Genomic DNA, 18755 nt, shown 5'->3' on the forward strand with positions numbered 1-18755 from the left:
TCCCCGTCGCTGCCCCCAGCCGCACCGGAAATCGATCGACCCGCTCCTGGCACCGCCGCTAGCCTCGGTCCGTGGACGACCCGACCGCCGGCCGAGCCGGCCCCCCAGACGCCCGCAGCCCGCTCCGCTTCCTGTGGTGGCTGGTCCGCAGCCAGCGCCGCCGCTCGCTGGCGGGCACCTTCTACGGCACCGCCTGGATGCTCGGACTGACCGTCCAGCCGTACCTGCTCTCCCGCGCCGTGGACGACGGCCTGCGCCCGGGCCGGACGGGGGTGGTGCTCGGCTGGTCGGCGGCGATGCTCGGCTTCGGCCTGCTGAACCTCGTGCTGGCCTGGTGCCGGCACCGCACCATGACGATGGTCCGCAACGACGCGTCCTTCCGCACCATCGCCGTGGTGCTGCGGCACAGCGTCCGGCTCGGCGCGGCGCTGCCCCGCCAGGTCTCGGCCGGCGAGGTGGTCACCATCGGCATCTCCGACGTGTCCCGGATCGCCATGGCGCTCACCTTCATCGGGCCCGGCGTGGGCGCGGTGATCTGCTACCTGACGGTCGCCGCGATCCTGTTCACCCTCTCCCCGCTGCTGGCCCTGGTCGTCCTGCTCGGACTGCCCCTCCTCGCCCTGACCCTCCGCCCGCTGATGGCCAGTCAACAGGCCGCCGAGAGCCGCTTCCGCGACCACCAGGGCCGCCTGACCGTCCGGTTCGAGGACCTGGCGGGCGGCCTGCGGGTGCTGAACGGCCTGGGCGGCAAGGACGTGTACGCGGCCCGCTACCGGGCCGACTCCCGGGCGCTGCGCGCCGAGGGCTACCGGGTCGGCGCGGCCGTCAGCTGGATCCAGGCACTCGGCGGCGGCCTGCCGGTGCTGCTGCTCGCCGCCGTCACCTGGCTCGGCGCCCGCCTCACCGTCGAAGGCGACCTGACACCCGGCCAGCTGACGGCGGTGTTCGCGTACGCCGCCGTGCTGGTCGCCCCGGTGTACTTCCTGATCGAGAACAGCCAGGACATCGGCCGCGCCCTGGTCTGCGCCCGCCGGGTCACCGACTTCCTCCACCTAACCCCGGAACCGGACCGAGCCACCGACCAACTCCCCGCCCCCACCGCAGAGTTGATCGACCACGAGTCCGGCGTCCGACTCGCCCCGGGCGAGCTGACGGTGCTCGCCGCCGCCCGCCCCGCCGACACCGCCGCCGTCGCCGAACGCCTCGCCCGGCTCGCTCCCGCCACCACCGCCACCTGGGGCGACACCCTGCTCGCCGACCTGCCCCTGGCCGACGTCCGGGCCCGGATCACCCTCGCCGAGAACGAGGCGACGCTGTTCGCCGGCACCCTGCGCGAAACCGTCCGCGGCCGCACCGACGCCCCCGACGACACCCTGCTGGCCGCCCTGGAGTCCGCCGCCGCCCTCGACCTGCTCGGCTCCCTGGGCGGCCGACTCGACGCCCCGATCGCCGCCGACGGCCGCAACCTGTCCGGCGGACAACGCCAACGCCTGCGCCTCGCACGCGCGTTGACCGCCGAACCGGACGTCCTGCTGGCCGTCGAGCCGACCTCCGCGGTGGACGCCCACACCGAGGCCGCGATCGCCACCGGACTGCGCGCCGCCCGCACCGGCCGCACCACCGCCCTCACCAGCACCTCCCCACTGCTGCTCGACCAGGCCGACACCGTCCACTACCTGGTGGACGGCAAGGTCGCCGCCAGCGGCACCCACCGCGAACTGCTCCGCACCCGGCCCGGCTACCGCTCCCTGGTCACCCGCGGCTCCAACTCCCCCACCGAGGTGGCCGAATGAGCACCCTGCCGATCGCCACCGCCCGCCAGGTCCGCCACGCCGCCACCCGGCTGGTCCGCGAGGACGGGCGGGCGTTCGCCGCCGTCCTCGCCCTCAACGGCCTCGCCGCCCTGCTCGGCCTGGCCGGGCCCTGGCTGCTCGGCCGGATCATCGACCGGGTCACCAACGGCGCCACCACCGGCGACATCGACCGCCTCGGCCTCCTGCTGCTCGGCTGCGCCACCGTCCAGATCCTGATGAACCGCCAGGCCCGCTACCTGGCCCACCGATTCGGCGAACGGGCCGCCGCCCGGGTCCGCGAACAGCTCCTCGACCGGGTCCTCGCCCTGCCCGCCGCCACCGCCGAACGGGCCGGCACCGGCGACCTCACCTCCCGCGGCACCACCGACGCCACCGCCGTCGGCGAGACCCTCCGGGACGCCGCCCCCGAACTCTTCGTGGCCGCCGCCCAGGCCCTGTTCATCCTCGGCGCGATCCTCACCGTCAGCCCCCTGCTGGGCAGTTGCGGCCTGCTCGGCGTCGTCGGCATCGCCCTCGGCGCCCGCTGGTACCTGCGCCGCGCCCGCGCCGCCTACCTCGCCGACCGGGCCGCCAACGCCGCCCTCGCCGAGACCCTCTCCGCCACCGCGAACGGCGCCCGCACCATCGACGCCCTCGGCCTCCAGCAGCAGCGCCTCGACGCCGGCCGCCACGCCATCGACACCGCCAACCACGCCCGGCTGCGCACCCTGCACCTGCGGCTGCGCTTCTTCGCCGTCATCAACCTCTCGTACGCCCTCCCCGTCGTCCTGGTCCTCCCGCTCGGCGCCCTGCTGGTCGCCCACCACACCGTCACCCTCGGCGCCGCCGTCTCCGCCGTCCTGTACCTGCGGCGCCTCGAAGAACCCCTCGACACCATCGTCGTGCTGCTCGAATCCGTGCAGAGCAGCACCGCCGCGTACGCCCGCGTCGAAGGCCTTGCCGCCACCCCGGCGCCCGCCCCGGCCGCCGACCGCGAACCCGCCGACGACCGGATCCGGGTCACCGACGTCCGCTACGCCTACCCGGACGGGCCCGACGTGCTGCACGGCCTCGACCTCGACCTGCGCCCCGGCGAACGCCTCGCCGTGGTCGGCCCGTCCGGCTCCGGCAAGACCACCCTCGGCCGCCTCCTGGCCGGCATCGACCGGCCCCGCACCGGCACCATCACCGTCGGCGGCGTCCCGCTCGCCGACCTCTCCCCCGAAAGGCTGCGCCGTCAGGTCGTCCTGGTCACCCAGGAGCACCACGTCTTCCTCGGCACCCTCCGCGACAACCTGCGGATCGCCGCCCCCGACGCCGACGACCCCACCCTCACCGCCGCACTCGACGCCGTCGGCTGGCACCACGACCTGCCCGAGGGCCTGGACACCGACCTCGGCCCCACGAACCGCCTCGACGGCGCCCAGGCCCAACAACTCGCCCTCGCCCGCGTCATCCTGGCCGACCCGCACACCCTGATCCTCGACGAGGCCACCGCCCTCCTCGACCCCACCGCCGCCCGCAACACCGAACGCGCCCTCGCCGCCACCCTCACCGGCCGCACCGTCATCGCCATCGCCCACCGCCTCCACACCGCCCACGACGCAGACCGCGTAGCCGTCCTCACCCAGGGCCACCTCACCGACCTCGGCCCCCACGAAAAGCTCGTCACGACCGACGGCCCGTACGCCCGTCTCTGGCACTCCTGGCGGTCCTGAAACCAGGGGCCCGGGGGTGCGAAACCAGGGGCCCGGGGAACGGCGGGGCCGAGTCTGCGGAGGACCAACAGGGCGCGAAAAGGTCCCGTAGTTTCGGGTCCCCTTCTTTGAGCGCCGACCGACTCGACCCTTCGCTTCCCCGGCCCCTGAAAGCGCCTACCTGAGCACCCCCGCCTCCAGTCCCCCCAGCTCCACCGGCACCGCCAGCAGCCCCAGCTCCGCGATCGACGCAAGCCGCGAATGCGCGGGAAGCACTCGCACCGTGTACCCGAACGGCCCAGTCCGCGACAGCTCCATTCGCCCCTCGTACCGCAGCCGCCCGTCCAGATCCGTCCCTCCCCCGGCCGGCTTCAACGCCAGCGTCGTCGCCTCGGAGATCCGGTCACTCTCGTCCACCCGCCCGGAGACCACCTGCACCTCGACGTCCTCCGGCCCGAGCCGCCCGAGCGCCACCTGCACCCGGAGCGCGAGCGTGGCGCCCAACTCCTGCGCCTCACCGACCCCGTCCGCCTCGACGTGCTCCACCCGCACCGAGGGCCACGCGTCCCGGACCTTCGCCTTCCAGCCCGCAAGGGCTTTCGCACCGGCGTAGTCGAAAGCCGGACCGGCCAGCCCCCGTCGCGCTTCCGCCGCCGGAACATAGAGCCGCTCCACGTACTCGCGCACCATCCGGCCGGCGAGCACCTTGGGCCCCAGGGTGACCAGCGTGTGCCGCACCATCGAGATCCACCGGTGCGGCAGCCCGTCCGCGCCGCGGTCGTAGTAGCGGGCGGCGACCTGGTGCTCGATCAGGTCGTAGAGCGCGGCGGCCTCGATGTCGTCGCGCCGTTCGGCCTCCCGGCTCTCCGGGTCGAGTACGCCCTCGCCGGTGCCGCCGTCGGCGGTGGGGATGGCCCAGCCGTTCTGGCCGTCGTACCACTCGTCCCACCAGCCGTCGAGGATGGACAGGTTGAGGCAGCCGTTCAGCGCGGCCTTCATTCCGGAGGTGCCGCAGGCTTCCAGCGGGCGCAGCGGGTTGTTCAGCCAGACGTCGCAGCCGGGGTAGAGGGCTTTGGCCATCGCCATGTCGTAGTCGGGCAGGAAGACGATCCGGTGCCGCACCGCGGGGTCGTCGGCGAAGGCGACGAGTTGCTGGATGAGGCGCTTGCCGCCGTCGTCGGCGGGGTGTGCCTTGCCGGCGACGACGATCTGCACGGGCCGTTCGGGGTGCAGCAGCATCGCGCGCAGCCGGGCGGGGTCGCGCAGCATCAGGGTGAGCCGCTTGTAGGACGGGACGCGCCGGGCGAAGCCGATGGTGAGGACGTCGGGGTCGAGCACGGTGCCGGTCCAGCCGAGTTCGGCGTCGCCGGCGCCGCGCTGCTGCCAGGAGGCGCGGAGCCGTCGGCGGGCCTCGTCGACGAGTTGGGCGCGCAGGGTGCGGCGCAGTTTCCAGACTTCGGCGTTGCCGATCCGCTCCAGGCCGGTCCACTGGCCGGCGGTGCCGACGGCCATGGCTTCGTCGGCGCGTTCCTGGCCGATCTCGGTGGCGCCGAGCCGGACCACGGCGGGGTCGATCCAGGTGGGGGCGTGGACGCCGTTGGTGATCGAGGTGATCGGGACTTCGGGTGCGTCGAAGCCGGGCCACAGGCCGCGGAACATCTCCCGGCTGACGGCGCCGTGCAGGGTGGAGACGCCGTTGGCGCGCTGGGCGAGCCGCAGGCCCATGGCGGCCATGTTGAAGAGTTTGGGGTCGCCGCCGGCCCAGCTCTCGGCGCCGAGTGCGAGCACCTGGTCGACGGGGACGCCGGGCAGTGCGGCGTCGCCGCCGAAGTGGCGGGCGATCAGGTCCCGGTCGAAGCGGTCGATGCCGGCGGGGACGGGTGTGTGGGTGGTGAACACGGTGCCGGCCCGGACGGCCTCCAGCGCGTCGGCGAAGCCGAGGCCGGGGTGTTCGGTGGTGAGTTCGGCGATCCGTTCCAGGCCGAGGAAGCCGGCGTGGCCCTCGTTGGTGTGGAACACCTCGGGTTCGGGGTGGCCGGTGAGCCGGGCGTAGGTGCGGACGGCGCGGACGCCGCCGATGCCGAGCAGTATTTCCTGCAGCAGCCGGTGTTCGCTGCCGCCGCCGTAGAGGCGGTCGGTGACGTTGCGTTCGGCGGGGTTGTTGGCCTCGATGTCGGAGTCGAGCAGCAGCAGCGGGACTCGGCCGACCTGGGCGCGCCAGATCTGGGCGGCGAGGGTGCGGCCGCCGGGCAGTGCGAGGTCGATCCGGCAGGGGGTGCCGTCGGGTTCGCGGAGCAGGGTGACGGCGAGCGCGTCGGGGTCGAGCAGGGGGTAGCGCTCCTGCTGCCAGCCGTCCCGGCTGAGCGACTGCCGGAAGTAGCCGTGCCGGTAGAAGAGTCCGACGCCGATGACCGGGACGCCGAGGTCGGAGGCGGCCTTGAGGTGGTCTCCGGCCAGGATGCCGAGGCCGCCGGAGTACTGCGGGAGGGCGGCGGCGATGCCGTACTCGGGCGAGAAGTAGGCGACGCCGGCGGGGAGCTCGCTCCCGGGGTCGTTCGCGGACTGGTACCAGCGCGGGCCGGTGAGGTAGTCGCGCAGGTCGTCGGCGAGGTCGCCGAGCCGGCGCAGGAACCGCCGGTCGCCGGCGAGGGCGGCGAGCCGGGCCGCGGGGACTTCGCCGAGCAGCCGGACCGGGTCTTCTCCGACGGCGGCCCAGACGTCCGGGTCGACGGAGCGGAACAGCTCCCTGGTCTCGGGGTGCCAGGACCAGCGGAGGTTCAGCGCGAGCTCGTGCAGTGGCTGCAGTTGTTCGGGCAGGACGGTGCGGACGGTGAACCTGCGGATTGCCTTCACGGCTTGAAGGGTAGTCCCGACCTTTCGCCTGACTGGGCGTCAACGTGCGGGCGCCACACCCGTTCGGAGCAGCGTTGAGATCGTTCCGGGCGCGTGGTGGCAAATCAGGGCGCGCGGCGGGCGCAAGCAGGTAAAACATGCGCCGTCGGGTGTGAACTCCTGGGATCGGAGGTGTTGCGGGTGCCTGTTTCACCGTTGCATACCGGCTGAAACCGCGCGCCTACCCGCCCGTAGCTCTTGCCCGCGGTGCGAGGATGCAACAAGGTCGTGGGTGCCGCTGGTGCACGATCGGACGGTCGTCCCCCGCTGCATCCGGCCGGTGCAGGTCCGGTTTTGACGTGCCCTCACTTCCCTTAGCCCATTCGGCCCCAGTAGGCGTGTCTTCGCGTGTCCTCGTTCCCCGGCCGGTCGTTTTCCGGTGGGCTGGGTCACGCGGGGGCGCGCACCGAGCGACGCGCGCCGGGATCACGCACGTTCGCCGCGGCGGGTCCCGCTGCGGCGGTCGGCGGGCGGGGTGGCCGGGTCCGTCGGCGCGGGGCCGGCTCCGGCCGCGCGTCCTTCCTCACCCAGCAGTCCTCCCGGTACTCTCCCGGCGTCGCCCGCCGGGCAGAGCTGCCGCCGATCTCGGGCAGGAGCTTGGCATGCACGGCGACACGCGGGACCAGTCCACGGTACCGACGGACCACACCCCTGACGGACCGTCGACCGGGGAACCCCCGGTACCGGCCCCGCGCACCGGGGCGGCCCGCAAGCGGGCGGGCGCACCGCCCGCGAAACGGACCGGCAGCCCGCGCAAGGCCGCGTCGAAACGGACCACCACCGTCAGGTCCGTCGCGGCCCCGCCCACCGGCGCCCCATCGGCCACCGCCGCCACCGCATCCACTGCGCCTGCCACTGGCACCACGTCGTCCCCGCGTAAATCCCCAACCCGTCCCACCCGCACCAGGACAGAGAGCGACACCGTGATCGGCCGCATCCCCGTGCTTGACGTGACCCCGCTCGTCGACGCCGGCCGGCGTCCGGCCAAGGCCGTGGAGGGCGAGCGCTTCCTGGTCTCCGCCACGGTGTTCCGCGAGGGCCACGACGCGGTGGGGGCCAATGTGGTGCTGCGCGACCCGCGCGGCCGCTCCGGTCCGTGGACGCCGATGCGCGAGCTGTCCGAGGGCAGCGACCGCTGGGGCGCGTACGTCACGCCGACCGCGCCGGGCCGCTGGTCGTACCTGGTGGAGGCGTGGGGCGACCCGGTGGCGACCTGGCGCAAGCACGCGGCGGTGAAGCTCCCGGCCGGGATCGACACCGCGCTGGTGCTGGAGGAGGGCGCCCAGTTGCTGGAGCGGGCGGCGGCCGGGGTACCGAAGAAGGAGGGCCGGGCCCAGGTGCTGGCCGCGGTGGACGCGCTGCGCGACTCCGGCCTGCCGCCGCTGAGCCGCTACGCGGCGGCGCTGGTGCCGGAGGTGACGGCGCTGCTGGCCCGCTTCCCGCTGCGCGAGCTGCTCTCGGCGACCCGTCCACAGCCGCTCCAGGTGGACCGCAAGCGGGCGCTGTTCGGCTCCTGGTACGAGTTCTTCCCGCGCTCGGAGGGCGCGGTGGTGGACCCGAACGGCGTGGAGGCGCCGGTCTCCGGCACCTTCCGGACGGCCGCCGAGCGGCTGCCCGCGGTGGCCGCGATGGGCTTCGACGTGGTGTACCTGCCGCCGATCCACCCGATCGGCCGGGCCCACCGCAAGGGCCCGGACAACACCCTGGAGGCCGCTCCGCAGGACGTCGGCTCGCCCTGGGCGATCGGCTCCCCGGAGGGCGGGCACGACGCCGTCCACCCGGACCTCGGCACCCTGGAGGACTTCGACCACTTCGTCGCGGAGGCCGGCGCGCTGGGCCTGGAGGTGGCGCTGGACTTCGCGCTCCAGTGCTCGCCGGACCACCCGTGGGTGCACAAGCACCCGGAGTGGTTCAGCCACCGCGCGGACGGCACCATCGCGTACGCCGAGAACCCGCCGAAGAAGTACCAGGACATCTACCCCGTCAACTTCGACCAGGACTTCGACGGGATCGTCCGCGAGACGGTGCGGATCCTGCGGTTCTGGATGGGCCACGGGGTGCGGATCTTCCGCGTCGACAACCCGCACACCAAGCCGGTGAACTTCTGGGAGAAGGTGCTCTCGGACATCGCCCGCACCGACCCGGACGTGCTGTTCCTGGCGGAGGCGTTCACCCGCCCGGCGATGATGCACACCCTGGGCAAGATCGGCTTCCACCAGTCCTACACGTACTTCACCTGGCGCAACTCCAAGGCCGAGCTGACGGAGTACCTGACCGGGCTGACCGGCGAGGCCGCCGCCTGGATGCGGCCGAACTTCTTCGCCAACACCCCGGACATCCTGTCGGAGTACCTCCAGCAGGGGGGCCCGGCGGCCTTCGCGGTGCGCGCGGTGCTGGCCGCGACGCTGTCGCCGACCTTCGGGATCTACGCGGGCTTCGAGCTGTACGAGAACGAGCCCGCGAAGCCCGGCTCGGAGGAGTACCTGCACTCGGAGAAGTACGAGCTGCGGCCGCGCGACTGGACCCGGCAGGACTCCCTCGCGCCGCTGCTGACCGCCCTGAACCGGCTGCGCCGCCGGCATCCCGCGCTCCAGCAGCTGCGGGACCTGCGCTTCCACCCCGTCGACAACGAGCGGATCATCGCGTTCTCCAAGTGCGCCGTCACCGAGGACGGCCTGGAGGACCAGGTGATCTGCGTGGTCAACCTGGACCCGCACCACGTCCAGGAGGCCACCGTCACGCTCGACGTGCCGGGGCCGCTGACGGTGCACGACGAGCTGACCGGCGCGACGTACGCCTGGGGCCGTCACAACTACGTCCGGCTCGATCCCTCTTCCGGGCCGGCCCACCTCCTCACGGTTCGGAGGAACCCGCAGTGACAGTGAACGAGCCCGTCCCCGACACCTTCGCCGACACGCCCGCCCGGGACCGCGACCCCGAGTGGTTCAAACGCGCGGTCTTCTACGAGGTCCTGGTGCGTTCGTTCCAGGACAGCAACGGCGACGGAGTCGGCGACCTCAAGGGGCTCACCTCGCGGCTCGACTACCTCCAGTGGCTGGGTGTGGACTGCCTCTGGCTCCCCCCGTTCATGAACTCCCCTCTGCGGGACGGCGGTTACGACGTCTCGGACTACCAGTCGGTGCTCCCCGAGTTCGGCAACCTGGCCGACTTCGTGGAGTTCGTCGACGCCGCGCACGCCCGCGGCATGCGGGTGATCATCGACTTCGTGGTGAACCACACCAGCGACCAGCACGCGTGGTTCCAGGCCTCCCGCAGCGACCCGGAGGGCCCGTACGGCGACTTCTACATGTGGGCCGACGACGACAAGCAGTACCCGGACGCCCGGATCATCTTCGTCGACACCGAGAGCTCGAACTGGACGTACGACCCGGTCCGCAAGCAGTACTACTGGCACCGCTTCTTCAGCCACCAGCCGGATCTGAACTACGACAATCCGCGGGTGCAGGAGGAGGTGATGGCGGCGCTGCGGTTCTGGCTGGACCTCGGCATCGACGGTTTCCGGCTGGACGCGGTGCCGTACCTGTACGCCCGCGAGGGCACCAACTGCGAGAACCTGCCGGAGACCCACGACTTCCTGCGCCGGGTCCGCAAGGAGATCGACGCCAACTACCCGGACACCGTGCTGCTGGCGGAGGCCAACCAGTGGCCGGAGGACGTGGTCGACTACTTCGGCGACTTCGGCTCCGGCGGCGACGAGTGCCACATGGCGTTCCACTTCCCGGTGATGCCGCGGATCTTCATGGCCGTCCGCCGGGAGTCCCGCCACCCGGTCTCCGAGATCCTGGCGAAGACCCCGGAGATCCCCTCGGGCTGCCAGTGGGGCATCTTCCTGCGCAACCACGACGAGTTGACCCTGGAGATGGTCACCGACGAGGAGCGCGACTACATGTACGCGGAGTACGCGAAGGACCCGCGGATGCGGGCCAACGTGGGCATCCGCCGCCGGCTCTCCCCGCTGCTGGAGAACGACCGCAACCAGGTCGAGCTGTTCACCGCGCTGCTGCTCTCGCTGCCGGGCAGCCCGGTGCTGTACTACGGCGACGAGATCGGCATGGGCGACAACATCTGGCTCGGCGACCGGGACGGCGTACGCACCCCGATGCAGTGGACGCCGGACCGCAATGCGGGTTTCTCCTCCGCCGACCCGGGCAGGCTCAGTCTGCCGCCCATCATGGACCCGGTGTACGGCTATCAGGTGACCAACGTCGAAGCGCAGCAAAGCAGTTCGAGTTCGCTGCTGCACTGGACGCGTCGCATGATCGAGATCCGCAAGCTCAACCCCGCGTTCGGCCTCGGCAGCTACACCGAGCTGCCCTCCAGCAACCCCGCGGTGCTGGCCTTCGTGCGCGAGTACGAGGGCGACCTGGTCATGTGCGTGAACAACTTCTCGCGGTTCGCGCAGCCGACCGAACTGGACCTGCGGCAGTACGGGGGGCGGTACCCGGTCGAGCTGATCGGCGGTGTGCGCTTCCCCACCATCGGCGAATGGCCGTACCTGCTGACGCTGGCCGGCCACGGCTTCTACTGGTTCCAGCTGCGCCAGTCCCCGGCGAAGGCGTCCGCGAAGTAGCGGCGGGGGCCGCCCCGCCCCCGCACCAGCGATCCCTCCGGCCCCGCTCCGGGACACCCCTTCCGCGGGCGCGCGAGTCGCTCCGCGCGCCCCCGGAGGTCTTCGCACCACCGCGTACGGAGAACAGCCCAACGGCCATCCACACGAAGGCGTGACACCGGGCCCCGGCTCGCGTGCCGTCGCCGACGCGCCGTCGAAATCCGGAAGAGTGAAGGGCCCGGCCACGATCCCGTCGGGCAGTCGCCCGCTTCCGGGGAAAGGGAGTCATGTCCGAAACCTCCCGTTCTCAAGCCCACCTGCACCGTGATCCGTCCGCCGCCCCCGGGCCGGTCGGGACGCGGGCACCGGGGGTCCGGAGAACCGCCGCGGGAGTCAGCGAGCTGGTCCAGGCGGCCCTGCCGCTGATCGCCGAATGGCTTCCCACCCAGCGCTGGTACGCCGGCAAGGGCCGGCCGATCGCCGCGCTCACCCCCGTGATCGGCACGCCGCTCCAGGTCGGCGACCCGGCGCTGCTGCACCTGCTGCTGCGGGTGGAGCACGGCGGGGCGGCGGCCACCGGCCCCGGTGACGTGTACCAGCTGCTGCTGGGCATCCGCTCGGAACGGCCCGCGGCGGTCGGGCATCGGGCGGTGCTGGGCCGGTTGGCGGGCGGCACCTACGACGGCGCGACGCTCTACGACGCGGTGCACGACCCGGAGCTGACCGGCCGTCTGCTGGAACACCTGGCCACCGGCGACCGGTTCGGCTCGCTGTGCTTCCGCCGCACCCCGGGCCCGGGCCTGCCGGGCAACATCCCGGGGCGGGCGTCCACCGCGGAGCAGTCCAACTCCTCGGTGATCTACGACACCGCGTTCATCCTGAAGCTGTTCCGCCGGATCAGTCCCGGGACCAACCCCGACCTGGAACTGTCGCTGGCGCTGTCCCGGGCCGGCTCGACCCGCATCCCCCGGGTCGCCGCCTGGTTCGAGTGCCGCCTGGAGCGCTCCGAGCCCGCCACCCTGGGCCTGCTGCAGCGCTACCTGCCGGACGCCGAGGACGGCTGGGAGCTGGCACTCGACCAGGTCGCCCGGCTGAAGGGCGACCCGTCGCCCGGCAACTTCGCGATCGAGGCGCACCGGCTGGGCCGGGCCACCGCCGAGGTGCACCGGGTGCTGGCCCGCTCGATGCCCACCACCCGGCTGGACCGGCCGCGGATCGCCGAACTGGCCGGTGCGATGGCCGACCGGCTGGACTCCGCCGTCACCGCGGTCCCCGGCCTGCTGCGCTACCGTTCCGCGCTGCGCTCCGCCTTCCAGCAGCTGACGGCCGCCCACCTGGACGGGCTGCTGGTCCAGCGCATCCACGGCGACCTGCACCTCGGCCAGGCGATGCGCACCCCGCAGGGCTGGGTGCTGCTGGACTTCGAGGGCGAGCCGGCCAAACCGCTGGCCGAACGCCGGCTGCCGCAGCCCGCGCTGCGGGATGTCGCCGCGATGCTGCGCTCCTTCGACTACGCGGCCGCCCACCTGCTGGCCGGCTCCCCCGCCCAGGATCCGGAGCTGGCCCTGCTGGCCTCCGCCTGGGCGGCCCGCAACCGGGCCGCGTACTGCGCCGGCTACACCGCGGGCGGCGGCTGCGACCCGTCCGCGTCCCCGGAGCTGATGCGCGCCCTGGAGATCGACAAGGCCGTGTACGAGGTGGTGTACGAGGCCCGGCACCGGCCCAGCTGGCTGCCGATCCCGCTGGCCGCGATCAACCGGCTGGCCGACTCCGTCTGATCCTCCGCCCGGCCGGGCACCCCGGCCGGGCGGTCCGCTCTCCCGGCAGTAACCCCGACCCCGTTCGCAGGAATCCAGGAGGCCCCCGCCGTGACCCCGCTCGGTCCGCTCGACCCGCCCCTTCCGGCCGACCGCCAACCGGCCGTCCCGGCCACCTTCCGGAACGGCGAGCGCGGCAGGGGGGCCCGCTGGCAGCCCCCGGCGAAGCCCGCACGACCGTCCGGCGCGACGCCCGGGACGGCGGCGGCCAAGAGCCCGAAGGCCGCCGCCTCCGGGAAGGCCGGGCGCCCGGCGAAGTCCCGTCCGGCGCCCGCCCGGCCCGCCCCGGGCGCGGCGCTGCGCCTGCCGGAGGCGCCGTTGCCGCCCGCCGAGGTGGAGCGCCTGGTCTCCGGCGCGCACCACGACCCGCACGCCCTGCTGGGCGCCCACGCGCTGCCGACGGGCACCGCGATCCGGGTGCTGCGCCCGTTCGCCGAGCGGGTGGTGGTGGAGACCGCCCTCGGCCCGGCCGAACTGACCCACCAGCAGGCCGGGTTGTTCACCGGCCTGCTGACCGGGCAGCGGTTCCCGGACTACACGCTGAAGGTGACGTACCCGGGCGGGGGGCCGCTGGAGCAGCACGACGGCTACCGGTTCGCCCCGACGCTCGGCGAACTGGACCTGCACCTGATCTCGGAGGGCCGGCACGAACAGCTGTGGCACGCGCTCGGCTCGCACGTGCGCACCGTGGACGGGGTGGCCGGCACCTCCTTCGCGGTGTGGGCGCCGAACGCGGTCGGGGTGCGGCTGATCGGCTCGTTCAACCACTGGAGCGGCACCGCGCACCCGATGCGCTCGCTGGGCTCGTCCGGCGTGTGGGAGCTGTTCGTGCCGGGCCTCGGCGAGGGCGCGCAGTACAAGTACCAGATCCTGACCCGCTCCGGCCGGGTGGTGGAGAAGGCCGACCCGCTGGCCCGGGCCGCCCAGTGCCCGCCGGACACCGCCTCAGTGGTGACGGTCTCCCGGCACGAGTGGCAGGACGCGGAGTGGATGGCGGCGCGCGCGCGGACCGTCCACCACCGCGCCCCGATGTCGGTGTACGAGCTGCACCTGGCCTCCTGGCGGCCCGACCTGACGTCCTACCGGCAGATCGCCGAGGTGCTGCCCGGCTACCTGAGCGAACTCGGCTTCACCCACGTCGAGTTCATGCCGGTGATGGAGCACCCGTTCGGCGGTTCCTGGGGCTACCAGGTGTCCGGGTTCTACGCCCCGACGGCCCGGCTCGGCACCCCCGACGACTTCCGGTACCTGGTCGACACCCTGCACCGGCACGGCATCGGCGTGCTGGTCGACTGGGTGCCCGCGCACTTCCCGAAGGACGACTTCGCGCTGGCCCGGTTCGACGGCGAGCCGCTGTACGAGCCGGCCGACCCGCAGCGCGCCGAGCACCCGGACTGGGGGACGCTGGAGTTCGACTACGGCCGCACCGAGGTCCGCAACTTCCTGGTCGCCAACGCGGTGTACTGGTGCGAGGAGTTCCACGTGGACGGCCTGCGGGTGGACGCGGTCGCCTCGATGCTCTACCTGGACTACTCCCGCGAGGGCGGCGGCTGGTCGCCCAACCAGTTCGGCGGCCGGGAGAACCTGGACGCGGCGTCCTTCCTGCAGGAGATGAACGCCACCGTCTACCGGCGCTGCCCGGGCGTGCTGACGGTCGCCGAGGAGTCCACCGCCTGGGACGGCGTCACCCGGCCCACCGACTCCGGGGGCCTGGGCTTCGGCCTGAAGTGGAACATGGGCTGGATGCACGACTCGCTGGTCTACATGTCCAAGGAGCCGGTGCACCGCAGGTACCACCACAACGAGATGACCTTCTCGATGGTGTACGCGTACTCGGAGAACTACATCCTGCCGATCTCGCACGACGAGGTGGTGCACGGCAAGCAGGCGCTGGTCTCCAAGATGCCCGGCGACTGGTGGCAGCAGCGCGCCAACCACCGCGCCTACCTGGGCTTCATGTGGGCCCACCCGGGCAAGCAACTGCTGTTCATGGGCCAGGAGTTCGCCCAGGGCGCGGAGTGGGAGCACGAGAGCGGCCCGCAGTGGTGGGTGCTCGACGAGGCGTGGGCGGCGCACGCCGACCACCGCGGTGTGCAGCGCCTGGTCGGCGACCTCAACCGGGTCTACCGCGCCACCCCCGCGCTGTACGAGCTGGACACCGTCCCGGAGGGCTTCCGCTGGCTGGACGGCGGCGCGGCCGACGACAACGCGTTCTCCTTCGTCCGGTTCGCCTCCGACGGCAGCCCGCTGGTCGCGGTCAGCAACTTCTCCCCCGTGGTCCGGCACGGCTTCCGGGTCGGCCTGCCCCGGCTGGAGGGCCGCGAGCAGCTGTGGGAGGAGGCGCTGAACACCGACGCCGAGCGGTACGGCGGCAGCGGGGTCGCCAACTCCCGTCCGGTGAAGGCGGAGGCCACGCAGTGGAACGGCCAGCCGCGCTCGGCCGAACTGGTGCTGCCGCCACTGGCCACCCTCTGGCTGCGCCCGGCCCGCTCCTCCTGACGCCCCGCCGGGGCCGGAACCGAGGACCTCCGGCCCCCCGGCCAGCCCGAACGGCAGTACCGCAGCTCAGTCCGAATGTCGTACGAAGGTATGGTCGAGATGACCGCAGCCTGAGAAAGACGGACGGAGAGTTCCACCGTGGCGAGCAGCGTGTACGTGACCGGGATCGACCGGGGGGACGGCCGGCAGGCCGTGGAACTCGGGGTCATGGAACTGCTCACCCGTCAGGTGGACCGGGTCGGGGTGTTCCGCCCGCTGGTGCACGCGTCCGACGGCGGGACGCCGGTCACCGACCACGTGGTGGAGCTGCTGCGCAGCAGGTACCGGCTGGACCTGCCGAGCGCCGAGCTGTACGGGCTGACGTACGACGAGGCGGCGGCCCTGCAGGCCGCCCGCGGCCAGGACGAGCTGGTCTCCGTCCTGGTCGACCGGTTCCACCAGCTGGAGCGGCGCTGCCAGGCGGTGCTGGTGCTGGGCACCGACTACGCGGGCACGAACATCCCGGACGAGCTGGCCTTCAACGCGCGGCTGGCGAACGAGTTCGGGGCGGCCGTGCTCCCGGTGGTCGGCGGCCAGCACGACGACCCGCAGACGGTGGTCGCGGAGGTCCGCAACGCGCACCGGGCGTACCGGGACCTGGGATGCTCGATCCTGGCGATGATCGCCAACCGGGTGGCGCCGGGCGCCAAGCAGCAGGTGCAGCGGGCGCTGACCGAGAAGCTGCCGGTGCCGGTGTACGTCGTCCCGGAGGAGCCGGCGCTGGCCGCACCGACCGTGGCGCAACTGGTGGAGGCGACCGGCGCCAAGGTGCTGCTGGGCGACGCGGCGGGCCTGGCCCGGGACGTGCGGGGCTTCGTGTTCGGCGGCGCGATGCTGCCGACCTTCCTGAACGCGCTGACCGAGGGCGCGCTGGTGGTGACCCCGGGCGACCGGGCGGACCTGCTGATCGGGTCACTGGCCGCGCACGCGGCGGGCGCCCCGCCGATCGCGGGCGTGCTGCTGACGCTCGGCCAGCACCCGGGCCCGGACGTGATGGCGCTGGCCTCCCGGCTCGCCCCCGGCACGCCGGTGGCGGAGGTGACGGAGGGCTCCTGGCTGACGGCGGCGGCGCTCACCCACCTGGAGGGCCGGATCGGCCCGGACAGCCCGCGGAAGGCGGAGATCGCCCTCGGCCTGTTCGAACTGCACGTCGACACCGCCGAGTTGACCAGCCGGATCGAGCTGACCCGCTCCGAGCGGGTGACCCCGATGATGTTCGAGCACGCGCTGCTGGAACGGGCCCGCGCCGACCGCCGGCACATCGTGCTGCCGGAGGGCACCGAGGAGCGGGTGCTGCGCGCCGCCGAGGTGCTGCTGCGCCGCAACATCTGCGACCTGACCCTGCTGGGCGAGCCGGAGGCGGTGCACCGCCGGGCCGCCGCGCTGGGCATCGAGTTCCCGCAGGCCGGCGACTCCGGCGCGCAGCTGCGGATCGTCGACCCGGCGGCCAGCCCGCTGCGCCAGCAGTTCGCCGAGCTGTACGCGAAGGTCCGGGCGCACAAGGGCATGACGGTGGAGCGGGCGCTGGACGTGGTCACCGACGTCTCGTACTTCGGCACCCTGATGGTGCAGGAGGGCATCGCGGACGGCATGGTGTCGGGCGCGGTGCACTCGACGGCGGCGACCATCCGCCCGGCGTTCGAGGTGATCAAGACCTCGCCGGGCGCGTCGATCGTCTCCTCGGTGTTCTTCATGTGCCTCGCCGACAAGGTGCTGGTGTACGGCGACTGCGCGGTCAACCCGGACCCGGACGCCCAGCAGCTGGCCGACATCGCGATCCAGTCGGCGGAGACGGCCGCCCAGTTCGGGGTGGAGCCGCGGGTGGCGATGCTGTCGTACTCGACCGGCACCTCGGGCTCCGGCGCGGACGTGGACAAGGTCCGCAAGGCCACCGAACTGGTCCGCGCGCTGCGCCCGGACCTGCTGGTGGAGGGGCCGATCCAGTACGACGCGGCGGTGGACGCGCACGTCGCGGCGACCAAGCTGCCGGGCTCGCCGGTGGCGGGCCGGGCCACCGTGCTGGTCTTCCCGGACCTGAACACCGGCAACAACACCTACAAGGCGGTGCAGCGCTCGGCGGGCGCGATCGCGGTCGGCCCGGTGCTGCAGGGCCTGAACAAGCCGGTGAACGACCTGTCCCGGGGCGCCTTGATCGAGGACATCGTCAACACCGTGGCGATCACCGCGATCCAGTCCCAGAGCCAGTCCGCCGAGGGAGGCGCGCAGTGACCGCCGGTACCCGTGTCCTGGTGCTGAACGCCGGGTCGTCCTCGGTGAAGTACCAGCTGATCGACATGCTGGACGGCGCCCGGCTGGCGTCCGGCCTGGTGGAGCGGATCGGCGAGAGCGAGGGCCGGCTGCTGCACCTGCCGCTGATCGGGGAGCCGCGCGAGCAGGTGCGCCGGTTCGCCGACCACGACGGGGCGCTGCGGGCGGTCGCCGACGAGCTGGCCGCGGACCTGATGGGCCTGGACTCGCCCCAGCTGGCGGCGATCGGCCACCGGGTGGTGCACGGCGGGCTGCGGTTCACCCGGCCGACGCTGATCAACGACGCGGTGGTGGCGGAGATCCGCCGGCTGATCCCGGTGGCGCCGCTGCACAACCCGGCGAACATCACCGGCATCGAGGTGGCCCGCGCGATCCGCCCGGACCTGCCGCAGGTCGCGGTGTTCGACACCGCCTTCCACGCCACCCTGCCGGAGTACGCGGCCCGGTACGCGATCGACCGGAGGACCGCCGACGAGCACCGGGTGCGCCGCTACGGCTTCCACGGCACCTCGCACCAGTACGTCTCCCGGGCCACCGCCCGGCTGCTGGGCCGCGACCCGGCCGAGCTGAACGTGATCGTGCTGCACCTGGGCAACGGCGCGTCGGTGTCGGCGGTGGCCGGCGGCGTGTGCGTGGAGACCTCGATGGGCCTCACCCCGCTGGAGGGCCTGGTGATGGGCACCCGCTCCGGCGACGTGGACCCGGGCCTGGTGTTCCACCTGCACCGGGTGGGCGGCCTGAGCATCGATCAGATCGACGACCTGCTGAACCGCCGCAGTGGCCTGCTCGGCATGTGCGGCGACAACGACATGCGCGAGGTGGTGCGCCGCGCCCAGGGCGGGGACGAGGACGCCAAGCTGGCCTTCGACTCGTACGTGCACCGGATCCGCCGCTACCTGGGCGGCTACTACGCGGTGCTGGGCCGGGTGGACGCGGTGGCATTCACGGCGGGTGTCGGGGAGAACTCCGTGGAGGTCCGGGCGGCGGTCTGTGCCAATCTGGAGGAACTCGGTATTTCGGTGGATCCGGAGCTGAACGCGATGCGTTCGCGCCGGGCACGGACGATCTCGCCGTCCTACGGCCGGGTGAGCGTCGCCGTGGTGCCCACCGACGAGGAACTGGAGATCGCCCAGCAGACGTTCGCGCTGGTCCACGAGGTGTAGGACCGGCGTGGGATGAC

The 18755-nt window shown here is 73.0% G+C and carries 9 protein-coding genes; 8 read left to right on the forward strand and 1 reads right to left on the reverse strand.

The window, feature by feature from the left end; translation table 11 throughout:
* Positions 1-71: 71 nt before the first annotated feature.
* Both ACZ6R9_RS06990 and ACZ6R9_RS06995 read left to right on the forward strand, forming a co-directional pair.
* Positions 72-1793 (forward strand): ABC transporter transmembrane domain-containing protein, encoded by a 1722-nt coding sequence (locus tag ACZ6R9_RS06990; protein ID WP_465536999.1) that lies wholly within the window; start codon positions 72-74, stop codon positions 1791-1793.
* A complete protein-coding gene (locus tag ACZ6R9_RS06995; protein WP_465537000.1) occupies positions 1790-3511 on the forward strand; it encodes an ABC transporter ATP-binding protein in 1722 nt (573 codons plus the stop codon). Before ACZ6R9_RS06990 ends, ACZ6R9_RS06995 begins: the two co-directional genes overlap by 4 nt.
* A 156-nt stretch (positions 3512-3667) precedes the next feature.
* Here the strand turns inward: ACZ6R9_RS06995 and glgP are convergent, their stop codons facing one another.
* Positions 3668-6343, reverse strand: coding sequence for an alpha-glucan family phosphorylase (gene glgP, locus ACZ6R9_RS07000; protein ID WP_380482125.1), 2676 nt, complete (start codon positions 6341-6343; stop codon positions 3668-3670).
* Between the two features lie 962 nt (positions 6344-7305).
* Between glgP and ACZ6R9_RS07005 the strand changes: the two genes are divergently transcribed.
* From ACZ6R9_RS07005 to ACZ6R9_RS07030, 6 genes are all read left to right on the forward strand, one after another.
* Positions 7306-9261, forward strand: a complete 1956-nt coding sequence (locus ACZ6R9_RS07005; protein ID WP_380482127.1) for an alpha-1,4-glucan--maltose-1-phosphate maltosyltransferase — start codon at positions 7306-7308, stop codon at positions 9259-9261.
* Positions 9258-10973 (forward strand): maltose alpha-D-glucosyltransferase, encoded by a 1716-nt coding sequence (gene treS / locus ACZ6R9_RS07010; RefSeq protein WP_380482128.1) that lies wholly within the window; start codon positions 9258-9260, stop codon positions 10971-10973. The genes ACZ6R9_RS07005 and treS overlap by 4 nt, the downstream gene beginning before the upstream one ends.
* A gap of 266 nt (positions 10974-11239) precedes the next feature.
* The gene (locus tag ACZ6R9_RS07015) at positions 11240-12730 is read left to right on the forward strand and encodes a maltokinase N-terminal cap-like domain-containing protein (protein WP_380482130.1); all 1491 of its coding nucleotides are present in this window, start codon (positions 11240-11242) and stop codon (positions 12728-12730) included.
* A 90-nt stretch (positions 12731-12820) separates the two neighbouring features.
* Positions 12821-15268, forward strand: coding sequence for a 1,4-alpha-glucan branching enzyme (gene glgB, locus ACZ6R9_RS07020; protein ID WP_465537002.1), 2448 nt, complete (start codon positions 12821-12823; stop codon positions 15266-15268).
* Positions 15269-15406: 138 nt separating this feature from the next.
* Positions 15407-17536, forward strand: coding sequence for a phosphate acetyltransferase (gene pta, locus ACZ6R9_RS07025; protein ID WP_380482134.1), 2130 nt, complete (start codon positions 15407-15409; stop codon positions 17534-17536).
* Positions 17533-18738, forward strand: coding sequence for an acetate kinase (locus ACZ6R9_RS07030; protein ID WP_380482136.1), 1206 nt, complete (start codon positions 17533-17535; stop codon positions 18736-18738). The genes pta and ACZ6R9_RS07030 overlap by 4 nt, the downstream gene beginning before the upstream one ends.
* The last annotated feature ends 17 nt before the right edge of the window (positions 18739-18755 follow it).

The organism is Kitasatospora sp. NPDC048662 (genome assembly GCF_055587065.1).

Excerpts from the sequence above, each read along its gene's own strand:
- ACZ6R9_RS06995 (WP_465537000.1), top strand. The coding sequence starts at position 1,790 with ATGAGCACCCTGCCGATCGCCACCGCCCGCCAGGTCCGCCACGCCGCC.
- ACZ6R9_RS07015 (WP_380482130.1), top strand. The coding sequence starts at position 11,240 with ATGTCCGAAACCTCCCGTTCTCAAGCCCACCTGCACCGTGATCCGTCC.